The sequence below is a fragment of the Chryseobacterium sp. MMO-72 genome, from assembly GCF_037146035.1.
GTDB lineage: Bacteria > Bacteroidota > Bacteroidia > Flavobacteriales > Weeksellaceae > Chryseobacterium > Chryseobacterium indicum.
This window is the reverse complement of sequence record NZ_JBBCWG010000002.1, coordinates 452,841-473,234: the sequence shown is the minus strand read 5'-3', so window position 1 is coordinate 473,234 and position 20,394 is coordinate 452,841. Positions and strand designations below refer to the sequence as shown.

Annotated in this window: 20 protein-coding genes and 1 tRNA gene; 20 read left to right on the top strand and 1 reads right to left on the bottom strand. The window is 36.3% G+C overall.

Annotation, left to right across the window (positions count from 1 at the left end; all coding sequences use genetic code 11):
• The first annotated feature begins 74 nt into the window (after window positions 1–74).
• Together WFH39_RS04735 and WFH39_RS04730 are read left to right on the top strand one after the other, a co-directional pair.
• Window positions 75–941, top strand: a complete 867-nt coding sequence (locus WFH39_RS04735; protein ID WP_076390292.1) for an SPFH domain-containing protein — start codon at window positions 75–77, stop codon at window positions 939–941.
• A 266-nt stretch (window positions 942–1,207) separates the two neighbouring features.
• Window positions 1,208–1,396 (top strand): Arc family DNA binding domain-containing protein, encoded by a 189-nt coding sequence (locus tag WFH39_RS04730; protein WP_076390291.1) that lies wholly within the window; start codon window positions 1,208–1,210, stop codon window positions 1,394–1,396.
• Window positions 1,397–1,477: 81 nt separating this feature from the next.
• Here the strand turns inward: WFH39_RS04730 and WFH39_RS04725 are convergent, their stop codons facing one another.
• Window positions 1,478–1,705 (bottom strand): hypothetical protein, encoded by a 228-nt coding sequence (locus WFH39_RS04725; protein WP_185204485.1) that lies wholly within the window; start codon window positions 1,703–1,705, stop codon window positions 1,478–1,480.
• Window positions 1,706–1,812: 107 nt separating this feature from the next.
• Between WFH39_RS04725 and amaB the strand changes: the two genes are divergently transcribed.
• From amaB to WFH39_RS04635, 18 genes are all read left to right on the top strand, one after another.
• Window positions 1,813–3,363: an L-piperidine-6-carboxylate dehydrogenase gene (gene amaB, locus WFH39_RS04720; protein WP_336689001.1), complete on the top strand. Its 1,551-nt coding sequence runs from the start codon at window positions 1,813–1,815 to the stop codon at window positions 3,361–3,363.
• Between the two features lie 95 nt (window positions 3,364–3,458).
• Window positions 3,459–4,784: an L-lysine 6-transaminase gene (gene lat, locus WFH39_RS04715; protein WP_336689000.1), complete on the top strand. Its 1,326-nt coding sequence runs from the start codon at window positions 3,459–3,461 to the stop codon at window positions 4,782–4,784.
• 62 nt (window positions 4,785–4,846) lie between these two features.
• Complete coding sequence (locus WFH39_RS04710; protein ID WP_076390287.1) at window positions 4,847–5,074, top strand: DUF2007 domain-containing protein; 228 nt, start codon at window positions 4,847–4,849, stop codon at window positions 5,072–5,074.
• 274 nt (window positions 5,075–5,348) lie between these two features.
• Window positions 5,349–5,540, top strand: a complete 192-nt coding sequence (locus WFH39_RS04705; RefSeq protein ID WP_336689060.1) for a SemiSWEET family sugar transporter — start codon at window positions 5,349–5,351, stop codon at window positions 5,538–5,540.
• Window positions 5,541–5,596: 56 nt separating this feature from the next.
• Entirely contained in the window at window positions 5,597–6,109 is a 513-nt protein-coding gene (locus WFH39_RS04700) for a GNAT family N-acetyltransferase (RefSeq protein ID WP_336688999.1), read from the top strand.
• A 117-nt stretch (window positions 6,110–6,226) separates the two neighbouring features.
• Window positions 6,227–6,679, top strand: coding sequence for a transcriptional regulator (locus WFH39_RS04695; protein ID WP_214589709.1), 453 nt, complete (start codon window positions 6,227–6,229; stop codon window positions 6,677–6,679).
• A gap of 2 nt (window positions 6,680–6,681) precedes the next feature.
• Window positions 6,682–7,866 (top strand): efflux RND transporter periplasmic adaptor subunit, encoded by a 1,185-nt coding sequence (locus WFH39_RS04690; protein ID WP_336688998.1) that lies wholly within the window; start codon window positions 6,682–6,684, stop codon window positions 7,864–7,866.
• The gene (locus WFH39_RS04685; protein ID WP_336688997.1) at window positions 7,866–11,012 is read left to right on the top strand and encodes an efflux RND transporter permease subunit; all 3,147 of its coding nucleotides are present in this window, start codon (window positions 7,866–7,868) and stop codon (window positions 11,010–11,012) included. The genes WFH39_RS04690 and WFH39_RS04685 overlap by 1 nt, the downstream gene beginning before the upstream one ends.
• Before the next feature lie 84 nt (window positions 11,013–11,096).
• The gene (locus WFH39_RS04680; protein WP_336688996.1) at window positions 11,097–12,512 is read left to right on the top strand and encodes a TolC family protein; all 1,416 of its coding nucleotides are present in this window, start codon (window positions 11,097–11,099) and stop codon (window positions 12,510–12,512) included.
• Window positions 12,513–12,711: 199 nt separating this feature from the next.
• Window positions 12,712–12,785: transfer RNA gene (locus WFH39_RS04675), tRNA-Ala, on the top strand.
• Window positions 12,786–12,812: 27 nt separating this feature from the next.
• Window positions 12,813–13,190, top strand: a complete 378-nt coding sequence (locus WFH39_RS04670; protein WP_235130837.1) for a hypothetical protein — start codon at window positions 12,813–12,815, stop codon at window positions 13,188–13,190.
• Window positions 13,191–13,620: 430 nt separating this feature from the next.
• Complete coding sequence (locus WFH39_RS04665) at window positions 13,621–14,187, top strand: C40 family peptidase (protein ID WP_442891698.1); 567 nt, start codon at window positions 13,621–13,623, stop codon at window positions 14,185–14,187.
• Between the two features lie 522 nt (window positions 14,188–14,709).
• Window positions 14,710–15,522, top strand: a complete 813-nt coding sequence (locus tag WFH39_RS04660) for a 2,3,4,5-tetrahydropyridine-2,6-dicarboxylate N-succinyltransferase (protein ID WP_076390279.1) — start codon at window positions 14,710–14,712, stop codon at window positions 15,520–15,522.
• Between the two features lie 77 nt (window positions 15,523–15,599).
• Window positions 15,600–16,196, top strand: coding sequence for a hypothetical protein (locus WFH39_RS04655; protein ID WP_336688994.1), 597 nt, complete (start codon window positions 15,600–15,602; stop codon window positions 16,194–16,196).
• Window positions 16,197–16,201: 5 nt separating this feature from the next.
• Window positions 16,202–17,383, top strand: coding sequence for a glycosyltransferase family 87 protein (locus tag WFH39_RS04650; RefSeq protein ID WP_336688993.1), 1,182 nt, complete (start codon window positions 16,202–16,204; stop codon window positions 17,381–17,383).
• Window positions 17,384–17,385: 2 nt separating this feature from the next.
• On the top strand, window positions 17,386–18,315 hold the full coding sequence (locus WFH39_RS04645) for a glycosyltransferase family 2 protein (protein ID WP_235130833.1): 930 nt from the start codon (window positions 17,386–17,388) through the stop codon (window positions 18,313–18,315).
• The gene (locus WFH39_RS04640; RefSeq protein ID WP_336688992.1) at window positions 18,316–19,092 is read left to right on the top strand and encodes a polysaccharide deacetylase family protein; all 777 of its coding nucleotides are present in this window, start codon (window positions 18,316–18,318) and stop codon (window positions 19,090–19,092) included. It begins immediately after the preceding gene.
• On the top strand, window positions 19,089–20,180 hold the full coding sequence (locus WFH39_RS04635; RefSeq protein WP_336688991.1) for a glycosyltransferase family 4 protein: 1,092 nt from the start codon (window positions 19,089–19,091) through the stop codon (window positions 20,178–20,180). Before WFH39_RS04640 ends, WFH39_RS04635 begins: the two co-directional genes overlap by 4 nt.
• Window positions 20,181–20,394 lie beyond the last annotated feature (214 nt).

The following is a 20,394-nucleotide window of genomic DNA, read 5'->3' as shown; positions in this document are numbered from 1 at the left end:
AATAAAAGATTTTTCATGTGAAAAAAGTTATACCTTTATGATATCAAAATAATATCAAATTAAAATTTAATATCATGGAAAAAATCTTAAAACCAATGTCGGGATACCTTACTTTGGTCATTTGTCTTGGATTGTTTGCCGTTTCCGTTTATTTATTTGCAATCGGTGTCGATAACAGTGTTACGCTTGTCGTTTTATCATTATTGTCATTTATTCTGTTTTGCTTTTTTATGAAAGGATTAATGATTATTCAGCCGAATCATTCCAGAGTGCTGAACTTTTTCGGAAAATATGTTGGAACCGTAAAAGACAACGGCCTGTTTTTTATCAATCCTTTATATTCCTCACAGAAAATCAGTCTCCGTTCTGAAAATCTTCAGGGACAAACTCTGAAAGTAAATGACAAGATGGGAAACCCTATAGAAATTGCGGTAGTAATTGTCTGGAAAGTGGGAGATACCTACAAAGCCGCTTTTGATGTGGAAAGGTATTCAGATTTTGTGAAAATGCAGAGTGAAGCCGCGGTACGTCATTTGGCGATGAGTTTTCCTTACGACAATTTAGAAGACGATCATGCGCCGATTACTTTAAGAGAAGGCGGTGAAAAGATCAATGCAATCTTAGAGCAGGAGCTTACCGAAAGACTTTCAAAAGCCGGAATTACCATTCAGGAAGCAAGAATTTCACATTTGGCTTACGCGTCAGAAATCGCAGGAGCAATGCTGCAGAGACAGCAGGCAACAGCAATTGTAGCAGCGAGAACAAAGATCGTGGAAGGAGCCGTAGGAATGGTAGATTTAGCCCTCAAAAAGCTTTCGGAAGAAAATATTGTAGAACTGGATGACGAAAGAAAAGCAGCCATGGTAAGCAATTTAATGGTGGTTCTTTGCGGTGAAAAAGCGGCACAACCCATTTTAAATGCCGGAACTTTGTATAATTGATAATTAAAATTTTCGCAATATTTGTCATTCCGTAGGAATCTAAGTTGTGTATTTAGAAGAATAGCATTAGAAACGTCAATTTGAGCAAAATGGAAGATTTATATTTAAAAGATTTTCACTCTACTGTGCTCTGTTCTGAATGGCTATATAACCTTACATCTTTGCTGAGTGAAACGCCTTGGCGAACATAAAAACATAAAGTAGTTCAGAAAAATCTTTGTGCACTTTGCGTTAAATACAAATTAAGCAAAAGAAAAATAGAAAAAATGAAATCAGAAAAAGCTCAGAATCCTTCCGAAAATAAAGGCAAAAAATCTTTTGTTTTAAGGATTGATGAGTCTACTTTCAAGCTTCTGGAAAAATGGGCAAATGATGAATTCCGGAGTGTAAACGGACAGATTGAGTATTTGCTGCATCAGAGCCTGATTAATTCAGGAAGGAAAAAGAAAGAATAAAATATGGTCATTCCGAATGACCTTGAATCCAAAACAAAAGCTGAGAAATTTCTCAGCTTTTTGTATCTATATATCAATCAATTAATCAAAAATTCCGGTAATATAATCGGAGATCACCGTCCAGAAATTCTTTCCCAGAAAATAGATCAGCGTAGAGGTAATGATTCCTTTGACGGTAAAAAATATAATTCCGCCGATCCCGAATTTCTTTACCAGACTTTTCCATCTGGAGGATTTTTTTTCCTCTGTGGCAGGTTCGTTATTAATCTTATTATTTTCCATTCCTGAAATAAAATGATTCCTATACAAAGATAACTATGTTTATAATTAGTCCAAATAAAAAATTGTTAAAAAATTAAAATTTTGGGATTCGCATAATATTTCTATCTTTAGAGGAAACGAAAAGTAAAATTTTTATGTCTAAAAAAGTAAAGGATTTTGGGATCGAAAAAACACTCAAAAATCTAGGAATTAAGGATGAAAATAAGGGAACTTCAGTAGGCGGAAAATACTTTGCATCAGGGAAAACCATCGAAAGTTACTCTCCTGTGGACGGAAATCTGATTGCTAAAGTGAAGACTTCCGGAGAATCTGATTATGACAAGGTAATTGAGACGGCTGAAAAAGCTTTTAAAGAATTCAGACTGATTCCGGCTCCTAAAAGAGGGGAAATTGTAAGACAGTTAGGTCAGAAATTAAGACAGTACAAAGACGATTTGGGGAAACTGGTTTCCTATGAAATGGGAAAATCCCTGCAGGAAGGTCTTGGAGAAGTTCAGGAAATGATTGATATCTGCGATTTTGCAGTAGGAGTTTCAAGACAGCTTCACGGGTACACAATGCACTCGGAAAGACCGGGGCACAGAATGTACGAGCAGTATCATCCATTGGGAATCGTGGGAATCATCACCGCATTCAACTTTCCGGTAGCGGTTTGGGCATGGAACACAGCTTTGGCATGGATCTGCGGTAACGTTACGATCTGGAAACCGTCAGAAAAAACACCGCTTTGCGCGATTGCCTGCCAAAACATCATGAACGAAGTGTTAAAGGAAAATAATCTTTCCGAAGGTATTTCCAGCGTATTGGTTGCAGATCATGAAATCGGACAGAAATTAGTAGATGACAAGAGAGTCGCCTTAGTTTCTTTCACCGGTTCTACAAGAGTGGGACGAATAGTTTCAGCGAATGTTGCGCAAAGATTCGGAAAATCAATCCTTGAATTAGGCGGAAACAACGCCATCATTATTTCTAAAGATGCAGATATTGATATGTCGATTATCGGAGCAGTTTTCGGAGCTGTAGGAACAGCAGGACAGAGATGTACTTCCACAAGAAGACTGATTATTCATGAAAGTGTGTATGATGAAGTGAAAAACAGACTGGTAAAAGCGTACGGACAATTGAAAATCGGAAATCCTCTGGATGAAACGAATCATGTGGGACCGCTTATCGATACCGATGCGGTAAATATGTATCAGGAAGCCATCAAAAAAGGTAAAAAAGAAGGCGCAAAATTCATCGTGGAAGGTGAAGTCCTTAAAGGAAAAGGATACGAATCGGGTTGCTACGTAAAACCATGTATCGCTGAAGTAAAGAATTCTTACGAAATCGTTCAGCACGAAACTTTTGCACCTATTTTATATTTAATTAAATACAAAACTTTAGAAGAAGCAATTGCTATTCAGAATGATGTTCCTCAAGGATTGTCATCTGCAATCATGACGCAGAATTTAAGAGAAGCAGAATTATTCCTTTCTCATGCAGGTTCAGACTGTGGAATTGCCAACGTAAACATCGGAACTTCAGGTGCAGAAATCGGCGGAGCTTTCGGTGGAGAAAAAGAAACCGGAGGCGGAAGAGAGTCCGGATCGGATGTTTGGAAGTACTATATGAGAAGACAGACCAACACGATTAATTATACTACAAACTTACCTCTAGCACAAGGAATTAAGTTTGACCTTTAAAAACTAACATCATGAGTTTAAAAATTTGGAAACAGATTTTTAAGTCTCAAATTATTATTAAATTTTAAATCACCCCTAAGATTTTTATTTAAAAAATGGAACAGACAATTGAAATAAAAGCAAATAAAGTAAAAGAAACCGTTGGCAGACACGTTTTGGCAGATGGTTTCGATTTCGTGATGGATATTGAAAAATCCCACGGTTCATGGCTGTATGATAAACTTACAGACAGAGAATATTTAGATATGTTTTCTATGTTTGCTTCGGCATCCATCGGTTACAATCATCCCTATATTGTTGAAAAATCGGCATGGCTGGGAAAAATGGCAGTCAACAAACCCACTTTGGCAGATGTGTATTCTGAGGAATATGCACATTTCTTAGAAGTTTTTGAAAGAGTGGTAATTCCTGAAGAATTGCAGTATGCTTTCTTTATCGAAGGCGGAACTTTAGGAGTAGAAAATGCCCTGAAAGCGTGTTTCGACTGGAAAACGCGTAAAAATTTCGAAAAAGGTCTTGATCTGGAAGCGGGAATCTGCATCCATTTCAGACAGGCGTTCCACGGAAGAAGCGGGTATACTTTAAGTTTAACCAACACTTCAGATCCGAGAAAATATCAGTATTTCCCGATGTTCGACTGGCCAAGAATCCTAAATCCTAAACTTACTTTCCCGATCACGGAAGAGAATTTGGAAGAAACCATTAAAAACGAAAGACTGGCTTTATTAAATATCGAAGAAGCAATTTTAATGAATCCGGATAAAGTGGCATGTATCATCATCGAGCCGATTCAGGCTGAAGGAGGAGACAACCATTTCAGAGACGAATTTTTATTGGGACTGAGAAAAATCTGCGATCAGCATGATATTTTATTAATTTTTGATGAAGTTCAGACCGGTATCGGAATTACAGGTAAAATGTGGGCATTTGAACATTTTACAGCGAAACCGGATATGATTTCTTTCGGTAAAAAAGCGCAGGTTTGCGGAGTTTTAGCCAATAAAGAAAAATTTGATGAAGTTCCGAACAATGTTTTCAGAGAAAGCTCAAGAATCAATTCCACTTTCGGAGGAAATTTTATTGATATGCTTCGTTTCCAGTTGGTAATGGAAGTTATTGAAAAAGAAAATCTTGTAGAAAATGCGAGAGTTGTAGGAGAATATTTGCTGAACGGATTAATCGGTCTTGCTGAAAAATATCCTGAAAAGTTATCCAATGCAAGAGGAAGAGGATTGATGTGTGCCATTGATCTTCCGACTTCTGAGCAGAGAAATGCATTAAGAGACGAGCTTTGGAACGACGGAATGATCATCCTTTCATGTGGAGATCAGTCACTTCGCTTCAGACCGCATCTGAACGTTACTAAAGAAGAAATTCAGATCGCTTTAGATAAAATCGAAAATAATATTAATAAAATTTAAAAGCTGAAATTTGTAATTTTCAAAAAAACGTTATATATTTAGATACTCAAACGAGACAGAATATGGAAAGAAGTACAAGAGTATCAGTTTTTGAAAGTGACAAACCTGCAGAAATCCAATTGATAAAGTCTAAACTGGACGATGCGCAGATTAAAAATTCAGTAGAAAACAATTACCTTACTTTTACAACCACGCCCACGGCGACATCGCTGAAAGTAATGGTTAAACTTGAAGATGAAAAAAAAGCATTTGAAATTATCGATGCTTATCTTCAGCAAAGTGAAAATTAATAAAAAACAATTTCATAATTTTAAATTTTACTACTTCGAACCGAAAATTAATTTAAATTAGTTTTCGGTTTTTTTCTTTGAAGATCTATCAGAAAAAAATGTATTTTTTTGAAATAATAGTCTAGTTTTTATAAATAAGATACAAGGTTTAACGTTTAAGCTTTATTTTGTTTTTAGTATATTAGATTATAATTCAAAAAAAAGCAGTATGATAGAACAGATAATTGGTTATTCGGGCGCATTAATTTCATCCATATCTTTTTTACCGTAGGTCATAAAATTATGGAAGACAAAATCCGGAAAAGATCTTTCCATGGTTACTTTATCATTTCTTACCCTGAATGCTCTGCTTTGGGCAGTTTACGGAGTAATGAAAGATGCAGAACCTCTCTGGATTACTAATGTTTTAATGTTAATCATGCTGATTGTCATGATATTCCTTAAAATAAAATACAGAAAAAACTGAAGAAGTTCTTAATAATTAAATAAAAGGACAAACAAACTTAAAATCAATATAACAACGTGGCACAGGAAATTAAGCTGAGAAAAGCAGAAATTGAAGACAGAGATATAATCTGGAACATTTTGCAGCAGGCAATCGAAAGAAGGAGAAAAGACGGAAGTACGCAATGGCAGGAAGGTTACCCGAATTTGGGAACCGTAGTAAGCGATATTGCAAAAGGTTTCGGGTATGTAATGACGGCAGATGGAGAAATTGCTGTTTACGTTGCTTTAATCCTGAATGATGAACCTGCTTACAGTACCATTGAAGGAGCCTGGCTCAGTAATGGAGAATTCGTTGTCGTTCACAGAGTGGCTGTTGATGAAAAATTTGCAGGACAGGGAATGGTAAAAATTCTTTTCGACCATATTGAAGAATTCACCAGATCACACGGAATTCAAAGCATAAAAGTGGATACCAATTTTGATAATATCCCGATGCTGAAAATCCTCGAAAGCAAAGGTTACAGCTATTGTGGGGAAGTATTTCTTGCAGGAGGTGTAAGAAAAGCCTTTGAAAAGATTATTTTTTAGTCTGAAAGTTAAATCCGTTTTCATTGAAATTTTAAAAAGCCTGATATTTATAAACTCTATCAGGTTTGTTCGTTTAGTTCTGAACTAATTTTTACATTTGCTTCAAATTTATATACAATGCATAAGAGTATAGAAATTGATGAAAAAATTTTTCAGAATGCCGTAAAGTTCTACGGTACCGTTTTCAGCCTTCCGCCGTTAGCTTCAAAGATTTACGCCTATCTTTTATTCGATTATGATAAAGTGGGCATTACTTTTGATGAGTTTGTGGAAGTGCTTTCCGCGAGCAAAAGTTCGGTTTCTACAAGTATTTCTTTACTGCTGAACGCAGAACTCATCGTAGATCACAACAAGATGGACGAGAGAAAACGGTATTTTTTCATCAATGATGGTTATAAGAAGATAAGATTTGAAAAAATAGTTCAAAAAATGCAAGACGAATTACAACTACTGGATGATTTAGACAATTTTAAAAAAAATCATGACGATTACAATGAAAAGATGGAAGCTTATAAAGCTCTTTTAAACAGGAACATTAAAAATATTCAGGAATCACTTAATAAACTATAGAAATGAATAATAAGCTAGTTATACTTTCTGTTGCGGCTCTTTCTTTAACAGCCTGCAAAAAAGAAGCCCCGAAGCAGGACGGCCCGAAACCCTATCCTGTGGTGAATGTGGAGGCAAAAAATATAGTAGGCTATCAAACCTTTCCGGCTACCATTCAGGGGAAAGTTAATAACGATGTCCGCGCTAAAATTCAGGGGTATATTACTCAGGTTTTGGTAGATGAAGGACAATACGTAACCAAAGGACAGCCGCTTTTCCGTCTGGAAACCAATATTCTGAACGAAAATGCAGCGGCTTCAAAAGCAGGAATCAGTGCTGCGGAATCCAATATCGCTGCGGCGCAGGCTTCTGTAGCGGCAGCAAATGTTGAAGTAAATAAACTTAAACCGCTGGTTCAGAAAAATATCATCAGCAATGTGCAGTTACAGACCGCACAGGCAAATTTAGCGCAGGCTCAGGCACAGCTAAAACAGGCTCAGGCTGCAAAAAGTCAGGCAGTTGCCAATTATAAAGGAGTAGAAGCCAATATCGAATATTCTGTTATTCGTGCCCCGATTTCCGGAGTAATCGGAAAGCTTCCTTTAAAAGTGGGAAGTTTGGTAGGCCCTTCAGACCAGACTCCTTTAACCACCATTTCAGATACTTCTCAGATTTACGCCTACTTTTCAATGAATGAAAAAGAATACTTTGATTTCCTTGAAAAATCTCCGGGTCCATCCATGCCCGAAAAAATAAAAAATCTTCCGATGGTGGAATTACAGCTTGCGAACGGAAGTCTTTATCCTGAAAAGGGCAGAATTGAAGCCATTACAGGACAGATTGATCCTACAACCGGAACAATCCAGTTCAGAGTAGGATTTACCAATGCACAGAAACTTTTAAGTAACGGAAACAGCGGAACCATCAGATTCCCTCAACGTTACGATAATGTTCTGGTAGTTCCGGAAAGTGCAACTTACGAACAACAGGGAATTGTTTACGTATATAAAGTAGATAAAGACACTGCAAAAAATGTAGTGGTTAATGTTATTGACAGAATCGACAACATGGCGTTGATAAAATCAGGAGTGAACAAAGGTGAAATTGTAGTTGCAGCAGGAATCGGAGGTCTGAAACCGGGAACAGCCGTGATAAAGAAACCTGTAAAAATGGATAGTCTTGTTCAATCTATAAAACCGAAATTCTAATGATTAAAAATTTTATCAACAGACCGGTTTTATCCACCGTAATTTCAATTTTAATTGTGATTCTCGGTGTTTTAGGACTGATCTCGTTACCCGTAACGCAGTATCCTGATATTGCGCCGCCGACGGTAAGTGTCTCGGCAAACTACACCGGAGCCAACGCAGAAACCGTAATGAAAAGTGTGGTTGTTCCTCTGGAAGAACAGATCAACGGGGTGGAAGGAATGGATTATATTACTTCATCTGCCGGAAATGACGGTTCTGCACAGATTCAGGTGTTTTTTAAGCAGGGAATCAATCCGGATATTGCTGCGGTAAACGTACAAAACCGTGTAACGAGAGCCACCCCTTTACTGCCGAGTGAAGTGACACGTTCCGGGGTTGTTACCCAAAAACAGCAGACCAGTGCCCTGATGTATATGTCTTTCTACTCTGAGAATAAAGATCTGGATGACGTATATCTTCAGAACTTTTTGAACATCAATGTTATTCCAAACTTAAAAAGGATTAACGGAGTAGGAGATGCCAATGTTTTCGGAGGTAAAAACTACTCTATGAGAATCTGGCTGGATCCTTCCAAAATGGCAGCTTACGGATTAACTCCTACCGATGTTACCAATGCCATCAATGAGCAGAGTAGAGAAGCTGCCGCAGGTTCTATCGGACAAAACAGCGGAAGTTCTTTCGAATATATCATTAAATATGTAGGGAAATTCAACGATAAGGAACAGTACGATAATATCATCATTAAATCTTTACCGGACGGACAGAATTTAATGCTAAAAGATGTTGCTAAGGTAGAACTGGCAGGACAGTCTTACACGGGAATCGGGGAAAACGGAAACAATCCTTCCATCAGTATGGGGATTTTCCAGACACCGGGTTCCAATGCGCAGGAGATTATTAAAAACATCAAGTCTTACCTGAAATCGGCAGAAGGAAGTTTTCCGCAGGGAATTAAATATACTTTCAATTTTGATACGAACGAATTCCTTGATGCATCTATTGAAAAGGTAGTGCATACCTTAATTGAAGCGTTTATTTTAGTTTTCATCGTGGTATATATTTTCCTGCAGGATTTTAGATCTACCTTAATTCCGGCAATTGCAGTTCCGGTTTCTATTGTGGGAGCCTTTTTCTTCCTGAATTTATTCGGATATTCATTAAACCTGTTAACGTTGTTCGCTTTAGTTCTTGCCATCGGTATTGTTGTGGATGATGCGATTGTCGTCGTCGAAGCCGTTCACGCGAAGATGGAACACGGTATTTCGGATGCGAAAAAAGCAACCGTGGAAGCAATGGACGAAATTACAGGAGCAATTATTTCAATTACTTTGGTAATGGCATCTGTATTTATTCCGGTAACGTTTATTACAGGTCCTACCGGAGTTTTTTATCAGCAGTTCGGGATCACTCTTATTGTAGCGATCATTATTTCTGCGATCAATGCATTAACATTAAGTCCGGTTTTATGTTCATTATTCTTAAAACCTCACGATGCGCACCATAAAGAATATAAGAATTTAAATTTCATTCAGAAGTTTTTCTATAAATTCAATATCGCTTTTAAAACAACAACAGAACGTTACGGAAGAGGATTTGTATTCCTGCTGAGACATAAATGGGTTACGCTGATTATTTTTGCCGTAACTGGAGGGATCTTATATTGGGCAAGTTCAACGATGAAAAAAGGTTTTGTACCTACGGAAGACCGCGGAATTATCTTTACCGATGTTCAGCTTCCTCCGGGAGCGTCTATGGAAAGAACGTACAATGTTCTGAAAACCCTTCAGGCAAATGCTTTAAAAGTTCCGGGAGTACAGAATGTTACGATTTCTACGGGTAGAGGATTTTTATCCGGAAACGGAAGCAACAACGGTTTGGCTTTCATTAAACTAAAACCTTTTGAAGAGCGTAAAAAAGACGGACAGACTTCTGAAGATATTACGAAAAAATTATTTGGAATCTCAGGAAAAGTTCCGGATGCAAAAGTGGTTTTCTTCCAGCCGCCAAGTGTACCCGGTTTTGGTAACAGTGCCGGTTTCGAGATGGTTCTTTTGGATAAATCCGGAGGAGAATATGCAGATTTAGACGCAAAAACCAATGAATTTATCGGAAAACTGATTGAAAGACCGGAAATTGACTTTGCCCAGACATCGTTCAATACAAAATATCCTCAGTATGAAATGAAGATCAATGTTCCTTTAGCTAAAAAGCTGGGTGTTTCCGTAAGTGATATTCTGGCAACAATGCAGGGATATATCGGAGGAATTTATACTGCAGATTTTACCAAATACGGAAAGCAGTTCAGGGTAATGGTTCAGGCGCTTCCTGAAAACAGACAGAATATTGAAAATCTCAATGAACTGTATGTAAAAACAGGTTCTGGAGCAATGTCACCGATTTCACAGTTTGTAACACTCACTAAAGCGTACGGACCACAGTCAGTAAGCCGTTATAACCTCTTTACTTCGGTAAAAATTACAGGAGCCAACTCCGCAGGATTCAGTTCTGGAGATGCTATTTCAGCGGTACAGCAGGTGGCAAAAGAAACCCTGAACCAGAATTATGATGTAGAATTTACAGGACTGTCAAGAGAAGAATTAAGTTCAGGATCTCAGACGATATTAATTTTTGGATTGAGTTTGATCTTTGTGTACTTTATCCTTTCTGCACAGTACGAAAGCTATATTCTTCCTTTAATCGTTGTGATTTCTCTTCCTCTCGGAGTAATGGGAGCATATTTCGGACAGAAAATCATGGGCTTGGAAAACAATATTTATTTCCAGATTGCCCTGATTATGTTGGTGGGATTATTAGCAAAAAATGCCATTTTGATTGTAGAGTTTGCCGTTCAGAGAAGACATCACGGTGAAACCATCGTTATGTCGGCAATTAACGCCGCTAAAGCAAGGTTAAGACCTATTCTGATGACCTCATTTGCCTTTATCTTCGGTTTACTGCCATTGGTTCTGGCAAGCGGAATCGGAGCAGTAGGAAACAGATCCATCGCAACAGGAGCAGCAATAGGTTTGTTGATAGGAACTATTTTAGGACTTTTCGTGATCCCTGTTTTATATGTCATTTTTGAATATTTACAGGAGAAAGTAAAACCGATCAAACCGAAAGAAATCAATTTAGCAGAATAAAATTAAGTGAGTTCAGGGTTTTTGATTTAAAGTTAAATTACTACAAACTTAAAGCCCTGATCTTTAAACCTTAAACTTCAAATAATGAAGAGTATTTTAAACATCATAAAAGGAATAATATTTTCAGTCGCTGTTCTTGCCACAGTATCATCCTGTATGGCGAGAAAAGAATACCACAGACCGGATAATGTGGTGGACGAAAAACTCTACCGTACAGATATGCTTCCTGCAGACAGCACCAATATCGCGAATGTTTCCTGGAAAGAGATTTTCACAGATCCTGTACTTCAGGGACATATTGCGAAAGCTCTGGGAAATAATCTGGATATAAGAATTGCTTTGCAAAGCATAAATTCAGCAGAATCTTATTTAAAACAAAGCAAAGCGGCATATGAACCAACGGTAACTGTAGGTCCCGGTTACACTTTCCAGACCCAGTCGCTGAATACACAGACAGGACGTTTGTTTGGTGACAGAAGATACATCAATCAGCTCGATATTACCGCAAGCATCGGTTTTGAAGCTGATCTTTGGGGAAAATTAAAGGCGCAGGAAAAAGCTCAGCTGGCGTCATATTTAGGAACGGTTGCAGCACATAAAGCAGTAAAAAGTGACCTTGTGGCTTCAGTTGCATCTGCATATTATCAGCTACTGACTTTTGACGAGCAGAAAAGAATCATTACAGAAACCATCAAAGTCCGTGAGCAGAATTTGGAAACTACAAAAGCCCTGAAAACGGCAGGAACTTTAACGGAAGTGGCTGTTCAGCAGAGTGAAGCGTTGGTGTATAATGCAAAATCCATGTTGATTGATATTGATACACAGATTCAGTTGCTGGAAAATACCATGAGCCTTTTATTGGGAGAACCTTCCCATGCAATTGAAAGGTCTACGCTAACAGCCCAGACTGTTCCGATTGATGTAAAACTGGGATATCCCGCTCAATTACTCGCAAACAGACCCGATGTTATGAGAGCAGAATATAATTTAATGAATGCTTTTGAACTTACAAATTCTGCAAAAGCCCAGTTTTATCCTACATTAAAAATTACAGGAAACGGAGGAATTCAGTCTTTGGATATCGACCATTTATTCAGTGTAAATTCACTGTTTGCAAGTGTTGTAGGCGGTTTGGCGCAGCCGGTTCTGAATAAAAGAACCATCAGAACCAATTACGAAGTAAGCCTTGCCAATCAGGAAACAGCCTATCTGAATTTCAGAAAAGCCATTCTTAACGCAGGAAAAGAAGTTTCTGATGCCATAAGAGTCTATTCCGTTCAGGATCAGTACATCGATTTAAAACAGAAAGAACTGGTGAATTATAAAAATTCTGTAAACTATTCTCAGGAATTAGTAAACTACGGAATGGCGAATTATCTTGAAGTACTCAATGCCAGTGTCAATTCTTTAAATGCAGAATTGAATATTGCCAATGCACAGTACAGTAAAATGAAAGCCGGAGTAGAACTTTATCAGGCTCTCGGCGGCGGTTGGAAATAAACTCTGACTATAAAAGTAAAAAGAAAGCGCATACGGATTTATTTCAGTATGCGTTTTTTATTTGGTCTTAAAAAATTCATTTCTGCTAAAATATTTACAGATATTTCCATCAGTTTTTAAAGAAAATGTAATAAAATGTTTGTATATGTGGTTTAAATACTTACTTTTGTACGGCTTCGGAATTTTGAAGAAAACGAGAGGGGGATTAGCTCATCTGGCTAGAGCGTTAGACTGGCAGTCTAAAGGTGGTGGGTTCGAGTCCCATATCCTCCACAAAAATTGTTTAACTACTTGTAAACTATGAAGAAAATATTTTTACTTTTATTAACAGCTTTCTTATTCGTTGGTTGTGGCAAAGATGAAGATACGATTTATGATTTCATCGGAACCTGGGCGGGAACGTACGAAGGAACCGAAAAAGGCGACTGGAATGTAGTGGTAGCTACCGACGGAAAAGTAACCGGAACATTACATTCTGATCAGACAACAGAAAACTATTATATTTCAGGACATCTTAGCGAATCAGGAGATCTTGTTGCAACGATCGGTTTTCCTGAAGATGGCGAATTCAGAGGAACTTTCACAAGAGAAGACAAAAAAGCTACAGGAACATGGTCTAATGCCGTTCCTACGCCTACAAGATCCGGAACCTGGAAAGGTGCTAAAACTTCAAAATAAAAAGATTTTTACATACAATATAATAAAGCTATCCTTCTAGGATGGCTTTTTTTATTAAGTTTTTAAGCAGCGGTTATATGAAAAAGACTTTATTGAATTTATTTAAAGTATTTTAAAAGTCTGCAAAGAGAAAAAATCTTTGATTTTTTTAACTTATGTGCTCTTTTTTTTCAATTAAGTATTAAACTTAAAAAACTAAAGTGTTTAAATATTTTCCATCTTTTGTGGTAAAAAGTTTAAACATCTAATGTCTTTGTTAGGCTAAAAATCAACAGACAATTTTAAAAAGAAAACTTCGCATTCTTTGAGTTTAAAAAAATAATATCATTCAAATGAACAGTCTTAAAATTTTTGTGGTATTTCTTACTTCAGCTCTTTGAAAGCATAATTTTATTATATTTGTATAGATTGTAAAATTCAGGGAAATATGATGGATAGATTTTTAGGCAAAAAAAAGTTTGTTAAAAACATATTTATTGTATCGCTTTTTTCCGTATTTATCATTTCCTGCGGAAGTTCAAAAAACGTTGTAAAAAGACCTCCGGTTACAAAAACCGTTGCAAAATCTGAAAATCTCAGAAAACTTGATTCCAGATTTGACGGAAAAATTTCAAAATCCATCAACGAACTCCTGAAAGACGCAGAAAAATATTTAGGTGCGCCGTATAAATTTGGCGGAAACACTTCTTCAGGTTTCGATTGCTCTGGATTTACCGTAAAAGTTTTTGAGGAAAATGATTTCAAACTTCCGAGAAGATCCGCAGATCAGGCAGAAGCAGGATCTCAGATTGACATCAAAGATGTAAAACCGGGAGATCTTCTGTTTTTTGCGACAGCAGGAGGAAGCAGAGTTTCACACGTCGGAATTGTTCATGATATCGGAAGTGACGGAGAAGTCAAATTTATTCACGCTTCCACATCAAAAGGCGTTATCATTTCTTCCTTAAATGAAACCTACTGGAACAAAGCCTATCTTCACGCGCAGAGAGTTCTATAATTTAAGTTGCTTAGCTGTTTTGCAAATAAAGGAATTTCAATATCTTCTGATAATCAAAATATTACAACTTTTTTTGTGTTGCCTTAATAAACAAAAAGGTATTGTATAACTTAAAAACATAAGATTTTTAAAGTAAAAGAGTTTTGCTCCTTTAGGAGCAGAATCTATGTAGAAATAGTAATAAAGAAACCAACGATCAATCCGTAGGATTGATATCTGTAATGCGGCAATGTTCTAAAGATAGCGTTTCATGCTATCTAATATATCAATAGGAATGGGCTTTAGCCCATTTTAAAATAATTAAAAATACAATTGGCTTTAGCCAAAACATATCATACATTTCTGCTTTAGCCGGTTTTGATTTGCTTAAATCGCATGTGGCTTATGCAATTAAATTAAAACATTGTTTAAAGAATCCAGAATATTAAAATCATTCTAAACAAAATACTTTCAAAAGGTTTTGCTGATCTTTTTTGTATCTTTGGCAGCGTATAATTTTTCAATTTAAATTAAATAATAAACATGTCGTTACAACAAACTATTGAAAATATCTGGGAAAACAGAGAACTATTGCAGAATGAAGACAGTCAGAAGGCGATTAGAGAGGTGATTTCTTTGGTGGATAAAGGAGAACTTCGTACCGCAGAACCTACAGAAAACGGATGGCAGGTAAACGAGTGGGTGAAGAAAGCAGTAGTAATGTACTTCCCGATTCAGAAAATGGAAACGATTGAAGTCGGTCCGTTCGAATTTCATGATAAAATGCCTTTGAAGAGAAACTACGCTGAAAAAGGAGTAAGAGTTGTTCCGCATGCAATCGCAAGAGAAGGAGCTTATATTGCGCCGGGAGTTATTATGATGCCGTCTTACGTAAACATTGGTGCTTATGTAGATTCCGGAACCATGGTAGATACTTGGGCAACAGTTGGAAGCTGTGCACAGATCGGTAAAAACGTTCACCTGAGTGGTGGTGTTGGTATCGGTGGTGTTTTAGAACCGCTTCAGGCTGCTCCGGTAATTATTGAGGACGATTGTTTCGTAGGATCAAGATGCATCGTTGTAGAAGGAGTGCATGTTGAAAAAGAAGCTGTTTTGGGAGCTAATGTTGTTTTAACGGCATCTACAAAAATTATTGATGTAACGGGTGAAACTCCGGTTGAGATCAAAGGAAGAGTTCCTGCGAGATCAGTAGTTATTCCGGGAAGTTATACCAAAACTTTTCCTGCAGGAGAATATCAGGTTCCATGTGCATTGATTATCGGAAAAAGAAAGGAATCTACAGACAAAAAAACGTCTTTGAATGATGCGTTGAGAGAGAATAATGTTGCTGTTTAATGCAGAAAAGGTTTAGGAAAATTATTTTGTTAATTTTCATTTTTGGACTAATATTTTTTTCATTTAAACTGTATTTTTTGGAATATAATAGTAAGAAAAATGAAAAGAGCAAAATAGTAGATAGTAAAAGTCCTCTACATTCTACAGCGACTGAAAATGAAATCATAATTAACAATCTGGAAAAATTCAGAGAAGCTTTACTCAATGATAATGATATTCAGAACTTCCTAGAATTTCCAATTGAAACAAATCGTGTTGATATTTGGAGTTACAGCCGTGATATTTATTCTGATTCATCTGATTCGGGTCTTTTAGAAAAAGATTATGAATTAAATAAGGATAAAATATTTTCTGATGTTTTTAGAAAGCTTTTAAAAAAAATTAATTTTAAAAATCTGAAAGAAAACGACAATACAGAAGCGGTTCTTCAACATAGTGACGGTAATACATATAGTATGACAGTAAAAATACAGTCTTTAAGTAATGGTGATCTTGTTGACGGAATCTGTTTTGAAATTATAAGTAATATAGATTATTCTAAAGATGATAAATTTTATGATTCGATCTTTAAAAGTAATAAAGAAAGTATTCATAAATATTTTTGGATAACACAACATTTATTTCGAAAGGATATGGAAAATAATATCAAACTTTCATATATAAATATTTTTTAGATGCTATGAATGAAAGCTTCAAAAATAAATTCTTATCAATTATTTTAAACCCTAAATACATATTTGGGGTTTATCTTATTATAGCTGTTGCAACGGCGTTATCTAAATATTTCAGAGGACCACAGGCGATTAACAATTATCTGATCTTCAAAAATGTTTTCGTGAATACCATTGAGCAGAAAAATCTCTACCTGCAGTATCCTGAGCGGTATTTCGACATGAATCATTATGGTGTATTTTTTAGCCTTATTATTGCTCCGTTTGCAATAATGCCCGACTGGCTAGGAATTTCTCTGTGGAATATTGCTAACACTGCTGTTTTTCTTTATGCTATCTATAAACTTCCTTTTTCTGATGCTAAAAAAGCATTATTCGGTCTATTATGTTTGCAAGAATATATTACAGCAGCAGTAAGTCTACAGTTTAATATAGCTTTGGTTGGACTTTTGATTTTATCCGCAATATTTATTTATGAAAAAAAGGAAGCTAAATCTGCAATATTTATTGTAATTGGGATATTTGTAAAACTTTATGGAGTTGTAGGCTTGTCTCAGTTCTTTTTCATAAAAAATAAAACAAAATTTCTAATTGCGTCGATTGCTGCTTTTATAATATGTTTGATAGTCCCTATGCTATATTCTACTCCTCAATTTGTAATACAGTGTTATTCAGATTGGATGCACTCTCTTATTTCTAAAAATAATGACAATCAGGTTCTTGGAAATATGCAGGATATTTCTTTAATGGGATTTGTAAGAAGAATTTTGCAGGATGCTTCAATTTCCAACCTTACTTTTATGGCTTTCGGAGCGCCCTTGTTCTTTTTGCCGTATGTGAGGATTAATCAATATAAGAATTATGCATATCAATTGATGATTCTCGCTTCAACACTTCTTTTTTTAGTATTGTTCAGTTCAGGATCAGAATCTCCCACCTACATTATTGCAGTTGCGGGAGTGATGATCTGGTTTTTCCTTCAGAAAAAAAGAACACCGCTTGTCTATGCCATGTTGATCTTCGTAATTATTCTCACCTGTTTTTCGCCATCAGATTTATTTCCGAAATTTATTAAACAGAATTATATCGTTAAATATTCTCTAAAAGCTTTACCTTGCATCGTTGTCTGGTTCAGGATCATTTATGAACTGGTAACAAAAGACTTCGAAAAAGACTATAGCCTGAACTGATTATGAAAAAAATTTCAATTGTAATTCCTGCGCATAACGAAGAAGGAAACGTGGCTTTGGTACATCAGAAAATTAAAGAAGTTTTTGATGGACTGGATGATTACGGATTTGAAATTATTTTCGTGAACGACGGAAGCCGCGACAAAACACAGCAGAAACTTGAAGAACTTTCCGCAAAATATGACGAAGTAAAATTCATTGAATTTTCACGTAATTTCGGACATCAACCCGCCGTAAAAGCAGGAATGGATAATGCCTTCGGAAATGCGGTCATTTCCATGGACGGCGATCTTCAGCATCCTCCCGAAATGATTCCGGAAATGATTAAAAAGTGGGAAGAAGGCTACGATATTGTTTTCACAATTCGAACCTATCCGAAGCAGATTTCCTACTTTAAAAGAAAAACGTCCGACTTTTTTTATAAAATCCTGTCGAGTTTGTCCGATGTTAATTTAACAAAAGGAGGCGGTTCAGATTTCCGACTGATGGATGCGAATGCGGTAGAAGTCATGAGAACTTTCAACGAGGATGATCTCTTTTTGCGGGGTTTAACAAGCTGGATGGGCTTTAAACAGACCGGAATTGAATTTACAGCCAATGAAAGACTTTCAGGCGAAAGCAGCTATAACCTCAAGAAAATGATCACTTTTGCATTTACGGGAATTACGGCATTCAGTGTAAAACCATTGTATATTGCAGCCTATTTAGGATTTCTTTTTTCCGCATTTTCAATTGTCGGATATGGTTTGTACGTGATTTATTCCTTTGTGGCAGAAACAGAAATTTCAGGTTGGGCTTCATTAATTATGACCATCGTATTTTTTGGCGGTCTGCAACTGATTATTTTAGGAATTATGGGAATTTATTTAGGCAAAATTTTCAAACAGGTAAAAGAAAGACCCAATTATATCATCAAAAATAAAAATTTTTAAATGGTTTTGTTAAGTTTTGACATCGAGGAATTTGATATGCCATTCGAATACAAAGGAAAAATTTCCTTTGAACAGCAAATCTCAATTTCACAGAAAGGCGTCGAAAGAATTTTAGATATTCTCAAAAAACATCATGCAAAAGCAACGTTCTTTTCAACCGTAGTTTTTGCGGAAAACAGCAAAGAACTCATCAGAAGACTGTTAAATGAAGGTCACGAATTGGCTTCTCACACATGGTTTCATTCAGATTTTGAAGAAAAACACCTTAAAGAATCCAAAGAAAGACTCGAAGAACTGTTTTCAACACAGGTTACAGGACTTCGAATGCCCAGAATGATGCCTGTAAGCAAAAATGCCGTGGAAAACGCAGGATATTCTTACAATTCCTCCATCAATCCGACCTATCTTCCCGGAAGATATAACAATTTAAAAGTATCGAGAACCTACTTTAACGAAGGAAAAGTAGTGCAGATTCCGGCTTCCGTTTCGCCCAATTTCAGAATCCCGTTATTTTGGCTGAGTTTTCACAATTTTCCATTGTTTTTCTACAAAAAACTGGCTTCAGACGTTTTGAAAAAAGACAAATATCTCAACATCTACTTTCATCCGTGGGAATTCGCCGAAATAAAAGACGAAGCTTTTAAATTACCCGGTTTTACCGTAAAAAATTCCGGAAATGATATGATAGAAAGATTTGATGAATTTGTTTCGTGGTTAAAAAGTAAAAATCATTCATTCGGAACATTTCAGGAATTTCAAAAACAAATACAGCCATGAAGATAGCATTTGATGCCAAAAGATTTTTTCACAATACTTCCGGTTTAGGAAATTATTCCCGTGATCTCGTTAGAATTTTAGCACAGTATTTCCCTGAAAACGAATACATTCTGCTCAACAAAAACAAATCGGAAAGAGGTTCGGATATTTTAGAAAATTCCAACGTTCATTTTGTGGAAACTTCCAAAGGAAAAATGTCCCGACAGTTTAAAATGGGGAAGGATGCGCAGAAACAGAACGCCGATATTTTCCACGGATTATCCGGCGAATTACCTTTGAAATGGGATAAAAAATCAATCAAAAAAATTGTCACCATTCATGATCTTATTTTTGAAAGATATCCGCAATATTATTCCTTTTTCGACCGTAAAATTCACTTCTGGAAATTCAGGAAAGCCGCCAATTCTGCCGATAAAATCATTGCCATTTCAGAACAGACCAAGCGCGATATTATCCAGTTTTTAAAAGTTCCCGAATCAAAGATCGAAGTCATTTATCAGGGATGCCACAAAGCTTTTAAAGAACAGCAGTCAGAAGAATTTATTCAAAAAACCAAAGAAAAATACAGTCTTCCGGAAAAATTCATTCTTAATGTCGGAACCATCGAAGAACGTAAAAATCTTCTCAATATAGTAAAAGCATTGAAAGACACCAACATTCCGTTGGTCGTTGTCGGAAAAAAAACAAAATACTTCAGGAAAGTAGAACAGTTTGTTCAGCAGCATAAAATCAGCGTGCAGTTTCTCGAAGGAGTTTCCATGGATGAACTCGCTGCAATCTACAAACTTGCCGATATCTTCGTTTATCCAAGCTTTTTCGAAGGTTTCGGAATTCCTGTCATTGAAGCATTATTTTCAAAAACAGTAGTTATTACAAGCAATACAAGCTGTCTTCCCGAAGCAGGCGGTCCCGATTCCGTCTATGTAGATCCGGAAAATCATCTCGATATTCAGTCTAAAATTAAATTTTTATGGGACAATGAATCCGAACGTAAACGCCGTGCTGATAAAGGTTTTCACTTTGTTCAGCAGTTCAATGACGAACCGATTGCCAATAACCTCATGAATCTTTACCGAAAAATTATTTAGTAAATTTTTTGGCAGTTTAAAAATAAGCCCTACATTTGTACCACAATTTTCAAAAATGAAACCTAATTTTTTAACAGTACATCATTATCATCATCATCTCTGCTAAGACGGAATTGATTGATATGTACATATGTTAAAAATCAAAATAATTAAAACCGTCTGAGTAAACAGGCGGTTTTTTGTTTCTAAATTCATCCCGGGCAATTTATTTCCA